General features: G+C 73.2%; 12 protein-coding genes. 4 read left to right on the top strand and 8 right to left on the bottom strand.

The features are described 5' to 3' along the window. Positions 1-11: 11 nt before the first annotated feature. From B5557_RS17110 to B5557_RS17130, 5 genes are all read right to left on the bottom strand, one after another. Positions 12-1,955 carry an ABC transporter permease gene (locus B5557_RS17110; protein WP_079660303.1) on the bottom strand — a complete coding sequence of 648 codons (1,944 nt, stop codon included), beginning with the start codon at positions 1,953-1,955 and terminating at the stop codon, positions 12-14. Continuing rightward, entirely contained in the window at positions 1,955-3,199 is a 1,245-nt protein-coding gene (locus tag B5557_RS17115) for a quaternary amine ABC transporter ATP-binding protein (RefSeq protein WP_079660304.1), read from the bottom strand. Before B5557_RS17115 ends, B5557_RS17110 begins: the two co-directional genes overlap by 1 nt. Next, entirely contained in the window at positions 3,196-4,728 is a 1,533-nt protein-coding gene (locus B5557_RS17120) for a GMC family oxidoreductase (RefSeq protein WP_079660306.1), read from the bottom strand. The genes B5557_RS17115 and B5557_RS17120 overlap by 4 nt, the downstream gene beginning before the upstream one ends. A gap of 81 nt (positions 4,729-4,809) precedes the next feature. Then, positions 4,810-6,345 (bottom strand): aldehyde dehydrogenase family protein, encoded by a 1,536-nt coding sequence (locus tag B5557_RS17125; RefSeq protein ID WP_079660307.1) that lies wholly within the window; start codon positions 6,343-6,345, stop codon positions 4,810-4,812. Between the two features lie 174 nt (positions 6,346-6,519). Beyond that, entirely contained in the window at positions 6,520-7,077 is a 558-nt protein-coding gene (locus tag B5557_RS17130; RefSeq protein WP_079660309.1) for a DinB family protein, read from the bottom strand. A 126-nt stretch (positions 7,078-7,203) separates the two neighbouring features. Here B5557_RS17130 and B5557_RS17135 point away from each other — a divergent pair, with 126 nt between their 5' ends. The 4 genes from B5557_RS17135 to B5557_RS17150 are packed head-to-tail and all read left to right on the top strand — an operon-like array spanning position 7,204 to position 14,398. After that, entirely contained in the window at positions 7,204-7,602 is a 399-nt protein-coding gene (locus B5557_RS17135) for a CU044_2847 family protein (protein WP_231976377.1), read from the top strand. 3 nt (positions 7,603-7,605) lie between these two features. Further along, on the top strand, positions 7,606-10,008 hold the full coding sequence (locus B5557_RS17140; protein WP_079660312.1) for a VMAP-C domain-containing protein: 2,403 nt from the start codon (positions 7,606-7,608) through the stop codon (positions 10,006-10,008). After that, positions 10,005-10,967, top strand: coding sequence for an AAA family ATPase (locus B5557_RS17145; RefSeq protein WP_079660313.1), 963 nt, complete (start codon positions 10,005-10,007; stop codon positions 10,965-10,967). The genes B5557_RS17140 and B5557_RS17145 overlap by 4 nt, the downstream gene beginning before the upstream one ends. Before the next feature lie 38 nt (positions 10,968-11,005). Then, positions 11,006-14,398, top strand: a complete 3,393-nt coding sequence (locus B5557_RS17150; protein WP_143688189.1) for an SAV_2336 N-terminal domain-related protein — start codon at positions 11,006-11,008, stop codon at positions 14,396-14,398. A gap of 64 nt (positions 14,399-14,462) precedes the next feature. Here the strand turns inward: B5557_RS17150 and B5557_RS17155 are convergent, their stop codons facing one another. The 3 genes from B5557_RS17155 to B5557_RS17165 all read right to left on the bottom strand — a co-directional run bounded on the left by B5557_RS17155 (position 14,463) and on the right by B5557_RS17165 (position 17,401). Beyond that, on the bottom strand, positions 14,463-15,452 hold the full coding sequence (locus B5557_RS17155) for a malate dehydrogenase (protein ID WP_079660315.1): 990 nt from the start codon (positions 15,450-15,452) through the stop codon (positions 14,463-14,465). A 317-nt stretch (positions 15,453-15,769) separates the two neighbouring features. Next, positions 15,770-16,834 (bottom strand): helix-turn-helix domain-containing protein, encoded by a 1,065-nt coding sequence (locus B5557_RS17160; RefSeq protein WP_079660316.1) that lies wholly within the window; start codon positions 16,832-16,834, stop codon positions 15,770-15,772. A 108-nt stretch (positions 16,835-16,942) separates the two neighbouring features. After that, positions 16,943-17,401, bottom strand: a complete 459-nt coding sequence (locus B5557_RS17165) for a helix-turn-helix domain-containing protein (protein ID WP_079660317.1) — start codon at positions 17,399-17,401, stop codon at positions 16,943-16,945. Between the last annotated feature and the right edge of the window lie 6 nt (positions 17,402-17,407).

Consider the following 17,407-nt stretch of genomic DNA (forward strand, 5'->3'; position numbering starts at 1 on the left):
GAAGGCGCATGTCACGCTCCCTTCTTCGCGCGGCGTTCCGTCGGCTGTGTCACCCGGTCGAGCATCAGGCCGAGGCAGACGATCGCGGCGCCGGCCACCAGACCGGTCGCGAGGTCGCCCTGGGCGAGCCCGAAGACGGCGTTGTAGCCGAGCGCGCCGCCACCGACCAGACCGCCGATGACGACGACGGCGAGGACGAGGACCACGCCCTGGTTCACGGCGAGCTGCAACGCGGGCCGGGCCAGCGGGAGTTGGACCTGTCGGAGCTGTTGCGTGCCGGTCGCGCCGAGGGAGCGGGCCGACTCCATCGCCGCCTGGTCGACCTGCCGCAGGCCCTGCGCGGTGATCCGGACGACGGCGGGCAGCGCGTAGACGACGGCCGCCGCGACGGCGGGTGCGCGGCCGACGCCGAACAGGGCGACGACCGGGATCAGGTACACGAACTGCGGCATCGTCTGGAACACGTCCAGGACGGGCCGCAGCAGCCGCTCGAAGCGGTCGCCGCGGGCGGCGGCGACGCCGATCGCGAAGCCCAGGACGAGGGTGACGGCGACGGCGGCCAGCACCTGGGACAGGGTGTCCAGGGACGGCTCCCACACGCCGAGCACACCGGTCGCGGCGAGCGCGAGGACGGCGGTCAGCGCGGTGCGCCAGGTGCCGATCGGCCAGGCGATGGCGGCGACCAGCAGCAGCACCGCCCACCAGGGCAGCCCCTGCAGGCCGTCTCGGAGGGGGTCGAGGACCCAGGTGGTGAAGTGGCCTGCCCAGTCGGCGGTGCCACCGACGACGGGCACCCCGGAGTAGAGGTGGTCGGTCATCCAGCCGACGGCGTCGTTGACCGGGGCGGCGATGGTCACCGTCCAGGAGTCGGGCCAGTCGAGCCGGCCCACCGCGCGTCCGGCGAGGGCCACGACCACGGCGGCGGCCGCCGCGTAGACCCATGTGGTCCACCGGGCGGGCGGGTCGTCGCTCCCGTGTCCGGCGGCGGCCGTGACGCGGTCCAGGACGACCGCGAGCAGCACGATCGGGATGCCGGCGGCGAGGGCCGCGCCCACGTCGACGGAGGCCAGCGCCTGGTAGACGCGGTCACCGAGGCCGCCCGCGCCGATCACCGACGCGATGACCGCCATCGACAGCGCCATCATGATCGTCTGGTTGAGGCCGAGGAGGAGTTCCCTGCGGGCCAGCGGGATCCGGGCGGTCAGCAGACGTTGGCGTGCGGTCGCGCCCAGCGAGTCCACCGCCTCCAGGACCTCCTTGTCGGCTCCGCGCAGACCGAGCGCGGTGAGCCGGGCCATGGGCGGGGCGGCGTAGACGACGGTGGCCAGGACGGCCGCCGGGACGCCGATGCCGAAGACGAGCACGACCGGGAGGAGGTACGCGAACGCGGGCAGCACCTGCATGGTGTCCAGGACCGGGCGCAGGGCACGGTCGAGGCGCTCGGAGAGACCGCCGGCCAGGCCGAGCAGCGCGCCCACGACGACCGAGGCGAGGACGGCGACGACCATCAGGGCGAGCGTCTGCATCGTCGGCACCCACATGCCGAGCAGGCCGCAGGCCAGGAACGCGGCCGCCGTGCCGAGCGCGAGGCGCACGCCGGCGACGCGCCAGGCGATCAGCGCGCCCGCCGTGGTGACGCCCGCCCAGCCGGCGGCGAGCAGGAGGAGGTAGACGGCGCGTACGGAGAGGACCACTCCGTTGCTGATGTGGCCGAGGAAGTAGAGGAACAGGGGGTGGCTGTCCCGGTTGTCGATGATCCAGTCGCTGGTGCTGGTGAGGGGCTTGGTGAGGTCGACGGTCAGCGATGCGGGCCAGCTGCCGCTGGACCAGCGGGCGTTGGCCAGCGGGACGAGGATGGCGGCGGCCAGGGCGAGGACGAGGAGCTTGCGGGCGGCCTGGTGTTTGAGGAAGCCGGGCAGGGCGAGTCGGGGGGTGGGAACGGTGACCGTTGCCATCAGACGGCCTCCGTGTCGGTGCTGGGGGGCTGGGGCGCTTGCCCGCGCTGACGGGGCGCCGCTTGCTTGGGGACGGGCGCCGCCCCAGCGGCACGACTGCCCGCAGCTACGGCGGCATCGTCGGCCGTGCCGGCCGGCATGGCGTCGGCGGTCGCATCAGTGGCAGGAGTGGGGGTGGTTGACGTTCCGGCGACCACTGCCAGGAGGGTGTCCGAGTCGACCACGCCCAGGCAGCGGCCCGCGTTCATGACGCGGGCCGGAGTGCCTGCCCGGGCCACCGCCTCGATGGCCTGGGAGACCGTCGCGGCCGGGGACACCGCCGGGCCGCTGCCCGCCTCCCCCGCGGACGCGGGCCGCATGGCCGTGCGGACCGTCAGTACCTGCTCGCGCGGTACGTCGCGGACGAACTCGCGGACATAGTCGTCGGCCGGGGAGCCCACGATCTCCTCGGGGGTGCCCAACTGCACCACCCGGCCGTCGCGCATGAGGGCGATGCGGTCGCCCAGTTTCAGCGCCTCGCTGAGGTCGTGCGTGATGAAGACCATCGTGCGGCCCTCCTCACGGTGCAGGCGGACGACCTCCTCCTGCATGTCGCGCCGGATGAGCGGGTCGAGCGCGCTGAACGGCTCGTCGAAGAGGAGGACCTCAGGGTCGACGGCCAGCGCCCGGGCCAGGCCGACGCGTTGCCGCTGGCCGCCGGAGAGCTGGGCGGGCCTGCGCTGTTCCATGCCGTCGAGGCCGACCTTCGCGACGACGTCCTTCGCGCGGGCCCGCCGCTCGGCACGCCCCATGCCCTGGATCTCCAGGCCGTAGGCCACGTTGTCGAGGACGGTGCGGTGCGGGAGCAGGCCGAAGTGCTGGAAGACCATGGCGGCGCGGTGCCGGCGCAGTTCGCGCAGCCGGGTGCGGTCCATCGCGCGGACGTCCTCGCCATCGACGGCGATCGTGCCGGCCGTCGGCTCGATCAGCCGGGTCAGACAGCGCACGAGGGTGGACTTGCCGGAGCCGGACAGGCCCATCACGACGAAGACCTCGCCCTTGCGGACGTCGAAGGAGACGTCCCGGACGGCGGCCGTGCAGCCGGTGCGGGAGCGCAGCTCGGCGGGGGCCAGCGAGGCCAGTTCGGGGTCGGCGGGGATCCGGTCGGCCTTGGGGCCGAAGACCTTCCACAGGCCGTCGACCGAGAAGACGGGGTCGTCGGCGCCCGTGGTGGGCGGCTTGCGGGTGGCGGGCGTGATCGTCATCGTGCATCGCCTCCGATCAGGTCGACGGCTTTCTCACCGACCATCAGCACCCCGATCATCGGGTTGACGGCGGTCATGGTCGGGAACACGGACGCGTCGGCGATTCGCAGACCGTCCAGTCCGCGCACCTTCAACTGCGGGTCGACGACTGCCTGTTCGTCGTCGACGGCGCCCATCCGGCAGGTGCCCGCCGGGTGGTACACGGTGTGGGCGACCTTGCGGGCGTACTCGCTCAGTTCCTTGTCGCCCGTGATGTGCGGGCCGGGGGCCACCTCGCGTTTGAGCCAGCCGGCCAGCGGCTCGGTCTTCGCGATCTCGCGGGCGATGCGGATGCCGTCGACGAGTGTGCGGCCGTCGTAGTCGTCCTCGTCGGTGAAGTAGCGGAAGTCGAGGGCGGGCTTCACGGCCGGGTCCGCGCTCCGCAGGTAGAGCCGTCCGCGGGACTTCGGCTTGGGGATGTTGGGGGTCATCGAGACTCCGTAGGGCGGGCGTTCGTAGCCCAGTCGCTCCGGGTTGTCCGTGAAGGGGACCTGGTAGAAGTGGAACATCAGGTCGGGGCCCGCGTGTTCGGGGTCGCGGCGCACGAACAGGCCGGCGTCGGAGTCCATCGCGGAGTTCTCCGGTATCGGTCCGTGGGTCTCCCAGACGATCACCGACTCGGGGTGGTCGAGGAGGTTCTCGCCGACGCCGGGCAGGTCGTGGACGACGGGGATGCCGAGGGCGTCCAGGTCGGCCTTGGGTCCGATGCCGGAGTGCAGGAGGAGCCGGGGCGAGTCGACGGCTCCCGCGCACAGCACGACCTCGCGCCGGGCCCGTACGAGGATCTCCTCGCCGTCCTTCCTGCGGACGTGCACGCCCTGTGCCCGGGCGCCGTCCAGCTCCAGCCGGTACGCCCAGGTCTCCAGCAGGATCGTCAGGTTGGGCCGCTCGTCGAGCACCGGGTGCAGGTAGGCCACCGACGCGCTGGAGCGCTTGTTGGTCTCGGGGTGGTAGGCGAGGTCGAAGAAGCCGACGCCGTCGGTGAAGGGCTTGCGGTTGAAGCCCTCGACGCGGGGTACCCCGACGGCCTGCTGTGCCGCTTCGACGAAGTCGCGGGCGATGGCGTTCCGGTCCTTCTCGTCGACCGGGACGATGTTGTTCAGCAGGCGCGCGTAGTAGGCCTCCATCGGGACCGCGCCCCAGCCCTGGGCGCCGGCCGCCTCCCACTCGTCGAAGTCGGAGGGCAGCGGCTTGAAGGCGATGAGCGTGTTGTGGGAGGAGCAGCCGCCGAGGACGCGGGCGCGGCTGTGCCGGATGTGGGAGTTGCCGCGTGGCTGCTCGGTGGTCGGGTAGTCGTAGTCGAGCTCGCCGCCGAGCAGGCCCATCCAGCGGCGCAGGGTGAGGACGTCGTCGCGGCCGACGTCGGTGGGGCCGCCCTCGATGACGGCGACGGTGGTGTCGGGGTTCTCGGTCAGCCGGGAGGCGATGACGGAACCGGCGGTTCCGCCTCCGATGACCACATAGTCGTAGACGTGGGGGTTCTCGGACATGGGGGGTACTCCAGGGGCGTGCGAGGTCTGGCGCGAGGTCTGGCGCGAGGTCTGGCGCGAGGTCTTGGGGGCGGCCGGGGGTCAGCCTGCGAACCAGCGGACGGGCTTCGGCGCGAGGTTCTGGTAGACGTGCTTGGTCTCGCGGTACTCGGCGAGCCCGGCCGGACCCAGTTCGCGGCCCACACCGCTCTTGCCGAAGCCGCCCCACTCCGCCTGCGGCAGGTAGGGGTGGAAGTCGTTGATCCAGACGGTGCCGTGGCGCAGCCGCCCGGCGACCCGTCGTGCCCGGCCCGCGTCGGCGGTCCAGACGGCGCCCGCGAGGCCGTACTCGGTGTCGTTTGCGAGCGCGACGGCCTCGTCCTCGGTGCGGAAGGTCTCGACGGTGAGGACCGGACCGAAGACCTCCTCCCGCACGACCCGCATCTCGCGGTGGCAGTGGTCGAGGACGGTGGGCTCGTAGAAGTAGCCGGACTCGGGGCGGTGCGGGGCGGGTTCCGGCCGCTCGCCGCCGGTACGCAGCACCGCGCCCTCGGCGAGCGCGGAGGCGACGTACGCCTCGGTCTTGGCGCGCTGCTGCTCGGAGACGAGCGGCCCGCACTCGACGCCGTCCTCGGTGCCGCGGCCGAGCCTGATCCGGCCTGCCCTGCGGGCGAGTTCGGTGACGAAGCGGTCCCTCACCGACTCCTCGACGATGAGGCGGGAGCCCGCCGAGCAGACCTGGCCGCTGTGGATGAAGGCCGCGTTGAGGGCCTGGTCGACGGCGGTGTCGAAGGCCTCGGCGGTGGCGCAGGCGTCGGCGAAGACCACGTTGGGGTTCTTGCCGCCGAGTTCGAGGGCCACCTTCTTGACGGTCGGGGCGGCCGCCCGCGCGACCTTCGCGCCGCTGACCAGGCCGCCGGTGAAGGAGACGAGGTCTACGTCGGGATGCTCGGCGAGCCGGGCGCCGACGGTGTGCCCGGGACCGGTGACGATGCCCGCGACCCCGGCGGGCAGCCCGGCCTCGAGCAGCAGGTCGATCAGCGCGATGGTCGTCAGCGGGGTGATCTCGCTCGGCTTGACGACGAAGGTGTTGCCCGCGGCGAGGGCCGGGGCGATCTTCCAGCTCGCCTGGAGCAGCGGGTAGTTCCAGGGGGTGATCAGCGCGCAGACGCCGACGGGTTCGTGGACGACGACACTGTGGACGTCGGCCGTGCCCGCGTCGACGACCCGGCCCGGGGCCTCGGCGGCGACGAGGCCGGCGAAGTAGCGGAAGGCGTCGGCGACGCAGTCGATGTCGACGCGGCCCTCTTCGAGCGTCTTGCCCGCGTCCCGGCTCTCCAGCAGGCCGAGGCGTTCGCGGTCGCGTATGAGGAGGTCGGCGACGCGGTGCAGCACGGCGGCGCGTTCCACGGCGGGGGTGAGCGGCCAGCCGCCCGTGCCGCCGGCGAAGGCGGCCCGGGCGGCCGCGACCGCCAGGTCGGTGTCCTTCTCGTCGCCCTCCGCCACCACGGCGAAGGGGCGGCCGTCCGCGGGGTCGAGGATCTCGCGGGTGGCGCCGGAGGCCGCTTCCAGCCACTCGCCGCCGATATGAATCGTCCGGTGCTCTCGCAGTTCCGGCTGTTCCGTCCTGTCGGCCATGATCGGTGTTGCCTTCCGTTCCTGTTCAGTCCCCCTGTGTCACCCGCTGGGCACTCTCGGGGACCGCGATCGCCTGCCCCCGCCCCTCGCTTGCATGCGCAATCCATGGCCGAAAGTGCGCCGCGTCACTGAAAATGCGGGCATATGGGAACAAAAGGAACAGTGATCGCTTGTTCAGTGAGGCGGGTCCTCCCCCACCCGGCCGTCGATCGACTCGCGGATCAGGTCGGCCTGGCCCACGTGGCGGGCGTACTCCTCGATCAGGTCGACGAATATGTGACGCAGGCTGGGCGACTCGCCGCGCGCGCTCGTGTAGGCGACGAGACTGTCGGGTCCGCCCGCCGCGAGCGCCTGCCGGACATGGGCCCGGGAGCGGGCCACGGCCGCCTCCCACAGCCCGTACAACTGCTCGGGCGTGTCGGAGGCGGCGGACCGCCACTCCCAGTCGGGCTCGGCGTCCCAGTCGACCGTGTCCCAGGGCGCGCCCAGCGGCTTGCCCAGCAGACGCCGGGTGAGGTACTCGTCCTCCACCAGCGCCAGATGTTTCAGCAGCCCGCCCAGGGTGAGGGTCGAGGGCGCGAGCCGGGTGTTCAGTGCGGCCGCGTCCAGGCCCTCGCACTTCCAGGCCAGGATCCTGCGCTGCCGCTCCAGGGAGCCGACCAGCGTGTCGGCCTCGGAGCCGGCGACGGGCGGCTCCAGCAGTACGGGATCGTTGTTCTCACTGTCACTCATGACCCGCAGGCTACGGTCGGGCGGTCGGCCTCGTACAGGAACTCGGGCGTCAACTCGTCGGTACGGAGCGCCGCTCTTCGACGCGGGGGGCTGGTCCGTCCTCGTCTCGTCGATCACAATGTCGGCGTGGCCCAACCGATAAGCGCAGAAGAAGAGTTGGACGACGGCACGCCCGTCAGATTCGTGTTGACGTCCGCGCCTCCCGTCCACGACGGCGGTGCCGCCCGCCCCGACGGCGATGCCGACCTCCCCGAGGGCATGGGCAGAGCCGTCCCCGTGGCCACCGGAGGAGCCGCCGTCGCCAGCTTCGCGGCGGGGGCGCTGCGCACCGCGCTCAAACCGCTCGGGCCGCTGCTGCAAGAGGTGCACGACGTCGTCTCGGCCGTGCCGGACCCGCCGGCCGAGCTGAGCGTCACCTTCGGCGTGCAGATCGGGCAGGATCTGAAACTCGGGATCGTGGGCGGGAACGGTCAGGCGCATCTCACGGTGACCGCCAGCTGGAAACCGGCGCCCGGCACGGAGTGAACCATGGGCTGGTTCAAGGCCGTGGGGACGTCCGGCGACGCGGAGGCGGGATCACGCGTCGCCTCCGTGCGCCGGTCGGCGGACGGCAGGACGGCGGGCGGGGCGGTCGTGCTCGGCATCGACACGGTGCTGACCTGCGCACACGTGATCAACGACGCCTTGGGCAGAGCACTCTTCGAGACCCGGACACCGAGGCTGGACGAGGTGTTCGTCGCGCTGGACGGCCCGCTGCGGACCACGCGGTATCCCGCGCGCGTGGTGCACTGGATCGCTCCGCGCGCTCTTGACGGCGGGGCGGTGCGGGACGGCGACCGCGAGTGGCTCGGCGATCTCGCGGTGCTGCGGATCGAGGCACCGCTCGGCAGCGTCCCCGCCCCCGCACCGCGTGCGGCCATGACGCCCGGCCAGAAGGTGCGGGCCTGGCACGGCAGCGGGCACGGCGCGACCTTCGCGGATCTCGAGGTCGCCGCTCTGGACGGCCCGATCGGCTACCTCGACGGCAAGAGCACCGGGATGGCGGTCGGCCCCGGCTACAGCGGGGGTCCGCTCTGGTCGGAGGAGGACGGCGCCGTCGTAGGGCTCGTCGCCGCGCACTACATGCCACCGTGCGGTCCGGACGGAGCCCGTCTGCCGCCCGACCCGCAGCACCTGATCCGGCGCAGCTGGGGCATCCCCTGGCAGCGGGTCGAGGCGGAACTGCGCCCCCTCGGCGTCCTCGACCCGGACGGCACATGCGGCCCGGGAGCCCAGCACGGCGCGGGGGGTGCGGGCGGCTTGGGGGGCGTGGGAAGCGGTGGAGACGTCGAGTCCGACGATCCCGCTCACGGCATGCTGGTGATGGCCCTCAGGAACGCCCTCGCCTCGCCGTACACGCTCGGTGACACCGCCCGTCAGCTCGCGCACGAGTGCGGGATCGCGCCGGGCAGCCCGGTGACGCCACCCACGGTCGAGGAGTTCGCGGACTTCCTGGTCACCCATCCGCGCGCACTGCCCGCCCTGGTCGAGATCCTGCGGCCCAGGGATCCGAGGTCCGCAGACCGGGTACTGGTCGCCGGCCGGCTCACGGACATTCCGCTGCTGCTCGCACCGCGCGAGCACCGGCGGCTGCACCAGGTCCTGCGCCGGATCGAACGGCCCGTCCTCGCGCGGTTCCCCGAGGCGGTGCGCGAGGCGACGAAGCGGGTCGCGGTGCCGGCCGACGGGGACACCCTCGACATCGTCCTCGACCGCCTGGAGACACTGCCCGGCGACGGCCACTCCGACGACGGCGGGCCCCGGGTCCCCGCGCTGCTGCGGGTCGTCGAGTACATCGCCGCCCTGTGTCCGCAGCCCCGCAAGGCGGACCTGCGGCTGTGGTCGGACGGGGTGGCCGGACGGCTCGGCATTCCGTCGGCGGCGCTGCGCGAGCGGCGCTCGGACGCCGGGGACTGGGCCCGGATGCTGCGCGGCGGGGCGCGGCGGGTGCGGGTCCTGGCCCAGGTGACGCGGGCCGGGCGGGGGCGGCACCGGATGCGCGTGTGGTGCGACGAGGGCACCGGGCCGCGGCAGATGTCGGTCGACAGTTCCGCCACGTACTCGGCATCGGGGGCGGCCCGCGAACTGCTGCGGGTCCTGGAGTCCCTCGCGCCCTCGGCGACGGACGGGGCGCGACCGCTGGTCGAGGTCCTCGTGGACCGCGCCGACCTCAATCTCCCGGTCGACGAATGGGCCGCCCAGGCGCCGGGGGAGGTCGTGCCGGGTGTGCTCGGGGTCGAGTTCCCGCTGGTGGTGCACTGCCCGGAACTGCTGCGCCGGCACGAGCGGTTCCTCCCGGACTGGCGGGAGCGGTGGCGGCAGCTCGACTCGGGGGAGACGCTGGTCGTCTCGGACCCCGCCCAGGACCCGCACCAGATCTACTACGAGCTCATGGGCCGGCTCGACACCGTCCGCGTCTCCGTCGACGTCCCGCCGGGCCCGCGCGACGCCATCGTTCAGATCTGCCTCGCCGTGGGCATACCGGTGGTGGTGTGGGACCGCGGAAACGGCACGGAGGCATCGTCCTCGTCTTCTTCGTCCTCGTCTTCGTCTTCGTCGTCCTCGTCTTCGTCTTCGTCGTCCTCGTCTTCGTCGTCCTCGTCCTCGTCCTCGTCCTCGTCCTCGTCTTCGTCTTCGTCTTCGTCTTCGGTGTCATCCTCGGCGGCCTCCGCTGCGTCTCCCTCTTCGACTCCCTCCTCGGCGCCGTCCCATGTCGTGCGGCACATGGCGGAGGTCGCCACCCGTGAACTGCCCGACGGGGTCCGTGTCTACCGGGCCAACGCCAGGGGGACGCGCGCTCCCGAGTTCCCCGGCCGCCCGGTCCTCGCCTGGGCGGACGCCGACCGCACGGTGCCCCGGCTGCACCTGACCGAACCCCAGGAGAGCGCATGACCTCCGCAGAGGACCCCGAGGCCCGCTCCGACTGGCGCCTCTTCCGCGGCGACGGTGTCCCGCGGGCCGTCGCCCTGCCCTCGGCGCCGCCATGGCGCCGCTTCAGCCCGACGCCGGCCGTCCGCCCCGAACTGCCCTACCTGATCGAGCAGCAGCACGCCGACGTCGTCAACGCGGCGCTGCATCTGCGCCGCCCGCTGCTGGTCACCGGACCGGCGGGCACCGGCAAGTCCTCGCTGGCCCGTGCCGTGGCGCACGAGTTGCGACTCGGCGAACTGCTGCGCTGGTCCATCAACAGCCGGTCGTCCGTGCGCGAGGCGCTCTACCAGTACGACGCCATCGGACGGCTGCGCGAGACCACCCTCAGCCGGGACCGGGGCGAACGCGAGCCGTCCATCGGGACGTTCATCCGGCTCGGCCCGCTCGGCACCGCGCTGGTGCCCTCCGCCACACCGCGCGCCCTGCTCATCGACGAGATGGACAAGGGCGACGTCGATCTGCCCAACGACCTGCTCACCGTCTTCGAGGAGGGCTACTTCGACATCCCCGAACTGACCCGGCTCCCCGAGGACATGGTCGAGGTGGAGGTGCAGACCGCCGATCACCGAGGCACGGTGACGGTACGTCAGGGGCGGGTCCAGTGCGCCGAGTTCCCGGTGGCCGTCATCACCAGCAACGGTGAGCGCGACTTCCCGCCCGCCTTCCTGCGCCGTTGCGTCCGGCTCGACCTGCCGGTGCCCGACGAGGCACGGCTGCGGGCCATCGTCACCGCCCACCTCGGCGAGGAGGCGCTGCGCGAGGCCGACGACCTGATCGACGCGTTCCTGCGCCGCCGCGCCCCCGGCGAACTCGCCACCGACCAGCTGCTCAACGCGGTGTTCCTGCGCACCGGAGGCGTCGACCTCAACGCGGAGGGCCTCCTGGACGCCGTACTGCACCAGCTCACCGGCGCGATGTGAGACGACCATGACGAGGCGGCCGTGGTGAGGGGGGTGCGGTGAGCGGGGGCGAGAGCCTGGCCGGCGCCCGATCCGGGGGCGGTGGGGCGCGGCTCGGGGAGGCTTTGCGGGTTCTGCGGGGTGTCGGGCATGAGCTGGACGCCGATCAGGTGCTCGACGTGCTGTGGCTGGCCAGGGTGCTGCCCGCAGGAGCGGCCACCGCGCTCAACCCGCCCACCCCCGCCGGGCAACCGGGGGACGCAGGACCGTCCGCGCCCGAAGCCGACGAGCCCGGTCCGAAGCCGCCGGCGCCGGACCCCGACGACCCGGACCTGCCCGACCTCACCGCCCCCTCCCTGTACGGGTCGGCCCGTTCCACGCCGCCGCCGATGCCGGACATCCGGCTGCGGCAGAGCAGCGAACCGAACCGGGCGATGCCCGTCCGGGTCCCCGAGGACAAGGCGCTCGCGGCCGAACTGGCGCTGGGCCGCGCGCTCCGGCCGCTGCGCCGCCGCCACCCCAGCCCGCATCGCCTGGAGATCGACGAGGAGCGCACCGCCGCCGAACTCGCCGAGACGCGCCTGCCCGACGTGGTGCAACGGCCCGTGCAGGAGCGGTGGCTGCATCTGGTGCTGCTCGTCGACGACGGTCTGTCGATGCTGCTGTGGCACCGCCTCGGCGCCGAACTGCGCACCCTCCTCGAACGACTCGGCGCCTTCGCCACCAACCGCGTCCTCGGCCTCGACACCCGCAGCGCCCCAGAACCCCGGCTGCACGCCCGCCCCTTCCGGCACGACAGCACATCCGTGCCGCTCAGCGCCGTCAGCGACCCGTCGGGGCACACCCTGGTCCTCGTCGTCAGCGACGGCATGGGCGCCTCCTGGCGCAGCGGCGCCCTGCACCGGCTGCTGTCGCAGTGGGCCTCCCGCGGACCCACCGCCGTGCTCCACACCCTGCCGCCCGACCTGTGGGAGGGCTCGGGCATCCACGCCGAGCGCTGGCAGGCCACGACTCGGCGCATCGGCGGCGCCAACACCTCCTGGGACATCACCGACCCGGTCCTCCCGGCCGACCTCGCCGCCTTCGACGGGGTTCCGGTGCCGGTCCTGGAGCCGACGGCGGCCTCCCTGCGCAACTGGGCCCATCTCCTCGCCTCCCCCGGCACCACGGTCCCGCTGCCCCTGCTGTCCCGGCCCGGGCGGCACGGGGCGAGCGGCCCCGTCGCCGGGCCGGGTGACGCCCAGCACTTCCGGGACGCCGCCACCCCGGAGGCGTACCGGCTCGCGGCGCACCTGGCGGCCGTGTCACCACTGACCGTGCCGGTCATGCGGCTCGTGCAGACGGCCGTCCCGTGGCGGGCCCGGACCTCTCATCTCGCGGAGGTCTTCCTCGGTGGGCTGATGCGGCCGCACCCCGCGCCGGTGCCGGGGCCACTGCCCGCCAAGCACCAGGTCTTCGACTTCTCCGACACCTCCAGGCTGGTGCTCCTGGACGCGGTTCCGCAGGCCGAACTGCTCAGGACCAGCCGCAGCATCGGGCGGCGCCTGGAGCAACTCGCCGGCCACTCACCGGACTTCCCGGCCTGGCTCGCCCACCCGGACGGTACGGCCCATCTCCCCGGCAGCCACCGCCCGTTCACCAGCGTCGAGCGCCGGCTGCTCACCCGCTTCGGGGTGTCGTTCGAGCGTGAGGCCCTGGGACTGGAGGCGGGGCGCGGCGCGAGCACCGAATCGCCGGACGGCTGGACGTCCCTGCTGGAGGACGACCCCCGGCGCCTCGGACCGTATCGGCTGCTGCGGCGCCGGCGGCTGCGGCGGACCGTGGAGTACGACGCCGTCGACGCGCGGGGCGCCCACGCCCTGGTCCGCACCCCACGCCCCGACCATCCGGCCGGCGACGCCCTGGCGGCCGAGGCGGAGGCCCTGCGCCGGCTGGGGGGCCAGTACGCCCCCGCGCTGCTCTCCACCGAGCTCGGGGACCGGCAGCCCTGGCTGGCGGTGGCTCCGATCGGCGAAGACCCGCAGCAGCCCGCCGCGCCCCGCCTGGCAGAGATCTTCAACGCGGCCCACACGGACGGCCGCGCCCCCTTCGACAAGATCACCGCACTGGTCGTGGGCTGGCACCTCGCCAGCGCGCTGGCCCTGTGCCATCTGCACGGGATCGTGCTCGCGGACCTCAACGCGGAGAACATCCACGTGCTGCGCCGGTCGGTCGTCCTCGCGGACCTCTCCGACTGCGCCGTGGACGGCGCCTACGTGGGCACGGGGCCGCCGCCGACCCCCGAGGACAACGTGCGCGCGCTCGGTGAGCTGCTCCAGACCGTCAGCAGCAAGGCCGGCTGGGAGCTGCCCGGCCAGCCGGAGGGCATGCATCTGTGGCAGGGCGACACCTGGCGAGCGCTGCGGCGGCGCGTCCTGCGGTGCCTGGCCGCGGACCCGGCCGAGCGGCCCAGCGCGGCCGAGGTCGCGGACGTGCTGGCCCGGTACATCGCCCAGTCCCGCGTCACCCGCACCGTCCCGCCGGCGTCCGCGGTCAACGCCCTGCCCACGGAGCGCGTCCCGCTCGCCCTGCCGTCGGCCGGCCCGCTGTCCGGGGCCGGTGTGCCGTCAGGGCCCGGTCTGCCGGCGGGCCTGCGCCCGCCCCGCTTCGGCAGCGCCCGCCGCGAGGCGGAGGCCCGGCTGGCCCGGCTGCGGACACCTCTGCGGCACGGCAGGCGCCTCACGGTGGTCGGCGCCTACCACTACAGCGGGCGGGCCACCACGACGATGGTGCTCGGCTCCCTGCTCGCCGCGGTCCGGGGCGAGCCCGTCCTCGCCCTCGACGGAGCGGCCCACGAGGGGGCCCTGGGACGCTTCCTGACGGACCGTAACCCGGCGACGGTGCGCGATCTCGCGGGGCTTTCCGCCGACCCGTCGTACGACGAGGTCCGAGCCCTGACCACCCGGCTGCCGTCCGGACTGGAGGTGGCCGCGCACCCGTCCGGCCACGCCAACCCGAACCTGGTGCACGCCCAGGCCTACGAGCATGTGCTGGCCCGGACGGAGCCGTTCTACTCCTTCGTGCTCACCGACTGGGCGCCGCAGCGGCTCGACGACTCGGCGGACCCCGTGCTGGACCTGACCGACCGGCTGATCCTGTGCTGCGGCACCGCCGACTGGTTCCTCGCCGCGGCCCGGCAGGTCCTGGAGCGGCTGCGCACCGCCCGCCGCTGGCGGCTGGCCGACGAGGCGATCGTCGTCGTCACCGAGGTCGACGGGCCTTCCGCGCGGCGCGTGCCGGCCGCCCTGGCGAGCCGTATCGGGGTGAGCGTGAACCAGGTGGTCGCGGTGCCCTTCGACCGGGCGCTGAGCTCCTCGTTCTTCCAGGAAAGGGAGTTGAACGGGCTGCGGACACCGACCCTGAACGTCTTCCTGGACCTGGCGGAGCGGGTCGTACGGACCCGGACGCACTGATCCCCGGACGCACTGATCCCCGGGCAGCCGCGGCAACCCGGGGATCGGAAGCGGTTACGGGAGATCAGATGAGGCCGAGGGCGCGGACCGCCTCGCGCTCCTCCGCCAGCTCCTGCACCGACGCGTCGATACGGGCGCGGGAGAACTCGTTGACGTCCAGGCCCTGGACGATCTCGTACCGGCCGTCCTTGGTGGTGACCGGGAAGGAGGAGATCAGGCCCTCCGGGACGCCGTAGGAGCCGTCCGACGGGATGCCCATGGAGGCCCAGTCGCCGTCCGCGGTGCCGTTGACCCAGGTGTGGACGTGGTCGATGGCCGCGTTGGCGGCGGAGGCGGCCGAGGACGCGCCGCGCGCCTCGATGATGGCCGCGCCGCGCTTGGCGACGGTCGGGATGAAGTCCTCGGCCAGCCACTTCTCGTCGCTCACGACCTCGGCGGCGTTCTTGCCGGCGATCGTGGCGTGGAAGATGTCCGGGTACTGGGTGGCCGAGTGGTTGCCCCAGATGGTGAGGCGCTTGATGTCGGCGACCGTCGAGCCGGTCTTCTTCGCGAGCTGGGTCAGCGCGCGGTTGTGGTCCAGGCGGGTCATCGCGGTGAAGCGCTCGGCCGGTACGTCCGGCGCGGCGGCCTGCGCGATGAGCGCGTTGGTGTTGGCCGGGTTGCCGACGACGAGGACCTTGATGTCGTCCGCGGCGTGGTCGTTGATGGCCTTGCCCTGCGGCTTGAAGATGCCGCCGTTGGCCTCCAGGAGGTCACCGCGCTCCATGCCCTTGGTGCGGGGGCGGGCGCCGACGAGGAGGGCGACGTTCGCGCCGTCGAAGGCGACGTTCGGGTCGTCCGTGATGTCGATGCCCTGAAGCAGCGGGAAGGCGCAGTCGTCGAGCTCCATCGCGGTGCCCTCGGCGGCCTTCAGCGCGGGAGTGATCTCCAGCAGGCGCAGCTTGACCGGCACGTCCGCGCCGAGCAGCTGGCCGGAGGCGATGCGGAAGAGCAGGGCGTAACCGATCTGGCCGGCCGCGCCGGTGACGGTGACGTTCACGGGAGTGCGGGTCATGGCGTTCTCCGTATGACAGCTGTCGGTGGGGCGTCCCTGCCCCGGGTGGGACGTACAAATGATCGATCTCTTGGTATCAAGAGATCCATCCAGCGGTCAGGCTATCGCGCATCCGGGATCCCGGACGTCCGGGGTCGTGTGGCCCGTCCCACAGAGCGGCTCGGCCGACGACGGACCGACGGCCGCCGGTCCGGGAGAGGAGGAACCGAGCGGCCGCCGTGGTGGGGGTACCGGGTCGCGCCGGACTCCCGTGGGGGTACGGTTCGCGTGCCCCGCCCGGACGGAGCTATTCCTCTCGCCGCCTTTTTTTCTCCGCGCTATGGCGTGCACCCCTGCTGCCCGGAGGCCAGCACCGCGCACGCCTTCGCGTCCGCCGGGCTCTTCACCGCCACCATCGGCGTGTACGCGATCGTGTCGCCGGCGACCGTGATGCTGCCGGTCTGCCGCACCGACCCGACGGTCACCCGCACCCCGTCCCCCTGCGCGGCCTGCGTGATCCGCCCCCAGGCCGCCTGGCAGGTCCTGCTGTAGCGGACCTCGACCAGGGTCGCCCCGACCGTCGCGGTCTTCGCCGTCTCCACCATGTCGCCGCTGCACCCCATCCGCTCCGCGTCCCGACCCGTGCAGCCGGAGCCGCTGCACAGCACCCCGGAGGGCAGGACAGGAGCCGAACTGACCAGCGGGGAAGGCGACTTGACGGTGCCCACCGTCTGCTTCGCGTGCCCGCCGTCGGTCAGGAGGAACGCCCCCACGACGACGATCACCACCCCCACGACCCCGGCCAGGAACATCGCCGTCCGCCGCGGTCCGGCGCCCGGGGATCCGGAGCCGCCGGAATCGCCGGACCCGCCATAGCCGCCGGGTCCGGACTGCGAGGGCGGAATCGTCGGTGCCACGCCCGCCGGGCCCGCGATCCCCGGAGTCACCGCGACCCGTACGTCACCCTTCCCGCGCGCCTCAGCCGTCCCGCGCGCCTCGGCCGTCCCGCGCGCCTCGGTCTTCTCCCGGCCGCCACCGTCCTCCTGCACCTCGGGCGGCGGCCCGAACTCCCCCAGGGCGGCGCGCGCCTGGGCGATCCGAAGGGCCTCCATGGTGCGGTCGTGCCGCATCTCCGAGCGGCTCCAGGCCCGTTCGGCCAGCTCCCACATGGTCGTCAGATGGATCGGCGGCGTGCCAGTGACCTCGGCCAGCGCCACGATCGCGCCCTTGGGGGCGAGCAGCCGGCCGTTGAGGTAACGCTCCCAGGACGTCTTGCTGTAGCCCGTCCGGTCGGCCACCGCCGCGACGCTCAGTCCCGTACGGTCCACCACTCGCCGCAACTGCTCGGCGAACTCCCGCACCTGCGGGTCGAGTTCGTCCGGCAGAGCCCTCCACCGAGGCATCGGACCCCCTCCCTCCGCCAAGTCCCCCATCGGTAACGTTAGCCCCGATGTACAGACGATTCGGGACACATACCCGAACTGTCAACGTATCGACACGACGAGCACACCTCAGCCGAAGGCGACCGCTCCCCCGACGGCCGTGAGCAGCAGGGCGAGCAGGAGCAGGACCGCGTAGAGCAGGAGGCGTCCGGCGGGGCGGGGCGCGGGCTCCGGGGCGGGTTCCTCCAGCCGCTCCCACCAGGGGACCGTCGGATCGTCCTCGTACCCCCCGGCCTGATTCGCCGACGCCGGCCGCGGCCAGGCCTCGACCGCCAGTTCCCAGCGCACGACGTGGCGCTCGGCCTCCGCGCCGGCCAGCCCCGCGACCCCGCACAGCGCGGCGACGGCCTGCCGGGGCGGCGGCTGGACGGCGTTGAGATACCGCTGCCAGGAGGACTTGCTGTACGCGGTGCGCGCGCCGAGCGCGGCCAGACTCAGGCCCGTACCGTCCTTGAGCTGCCGCAACTGTTCCACGAAGTGCCGTACCTCCGACGGCAGCCCGTCCGGCAGCGGCTGCCAGGCGCCCATTCCGCC

Source organism: Streptomyces sp. 3214.6 (assembly GCF_900129855.1).
Taxonomy (GTDB): domain Bacteria; phylum Actinomycetota; class Actinomycetes; order Streptomycetales; family Streptomycetaceae; genus Streptomyces; species Streptomyces soliscabiei.

Bases quoted from the DNA above. Each gene is read 5' to 3' on its own strand.
- B5557_RS17110 (WP_079660303.1), bottom strand. From the start codon at position 1,955: ATGGCAACGGTCACCGTTCCCACCCCCCGACTCGCCCTGCCCGGCTTC.
- B5557_RS17115 (WP_079660304.1), bottom strand. From the start codon at position 3,199: ATGACGATCACGCCCGCCACCCGCAAGCCGCCCACCACGGGCGCCGAC.
- B5557_RS17120 (WP_079660306.1), bottom strand. From the start codon at position 4,728: ATGTCCGAGAACCCCCACGTCTACGACTATGTGGTCATCGGAGGCGGA.
- B5557_RS17125 (WP_079660307.1), bottom strand. From the start codon at position 6,345: ATGGCCGACAGGACGGAACAGCCGGAACTGCGAGAGCACCGGACGATT.
- B5557_RS17130 (WP_079660309.1), bottom strand. From the start codon at position 7,077: ATGAGTGACAGTGAGAACAACGATCCCGTACTGCTGGAGCCGCCCGTC.
- B5557_RS17140 (WP_079660312.1), top strand. From the start codon at position 7,606: ATGGGCTGGTTCAAGGCCGTGGGGACGTCCGGCGACGCGGAGGCGGGA.
- B5557_RS17145 (WP_079660313.1), top strand. From the start codon at position 10,005: ATGACCTCCGCAGAGGACCCCGAGGCCCGCTCCGACTGGCGCCTCTTC.
- B5557_RS17155 (WP_079660315.1), bottom strand. From the start codon at position 15,452: ATGACCCGCACTCCCGTGAACGTCACCGTCACCGGCGCGGCCGGCCAG.
- B5557_RS17160 (WP_079660316.1), bottom strand. From the start codon at position 16,834: ATGCCTCGGTGGAGGGCTCTGCCGGACGAACTCGACCCGCAGGTGCGG.
- B5557_RS17165 (WP_079660317.1), bottom strand. From the start codon at position 17,401: ATGGGCGCCTGGCAGCCGCTGCCGGACGGGCTGCCGTCGGAGGTACGG.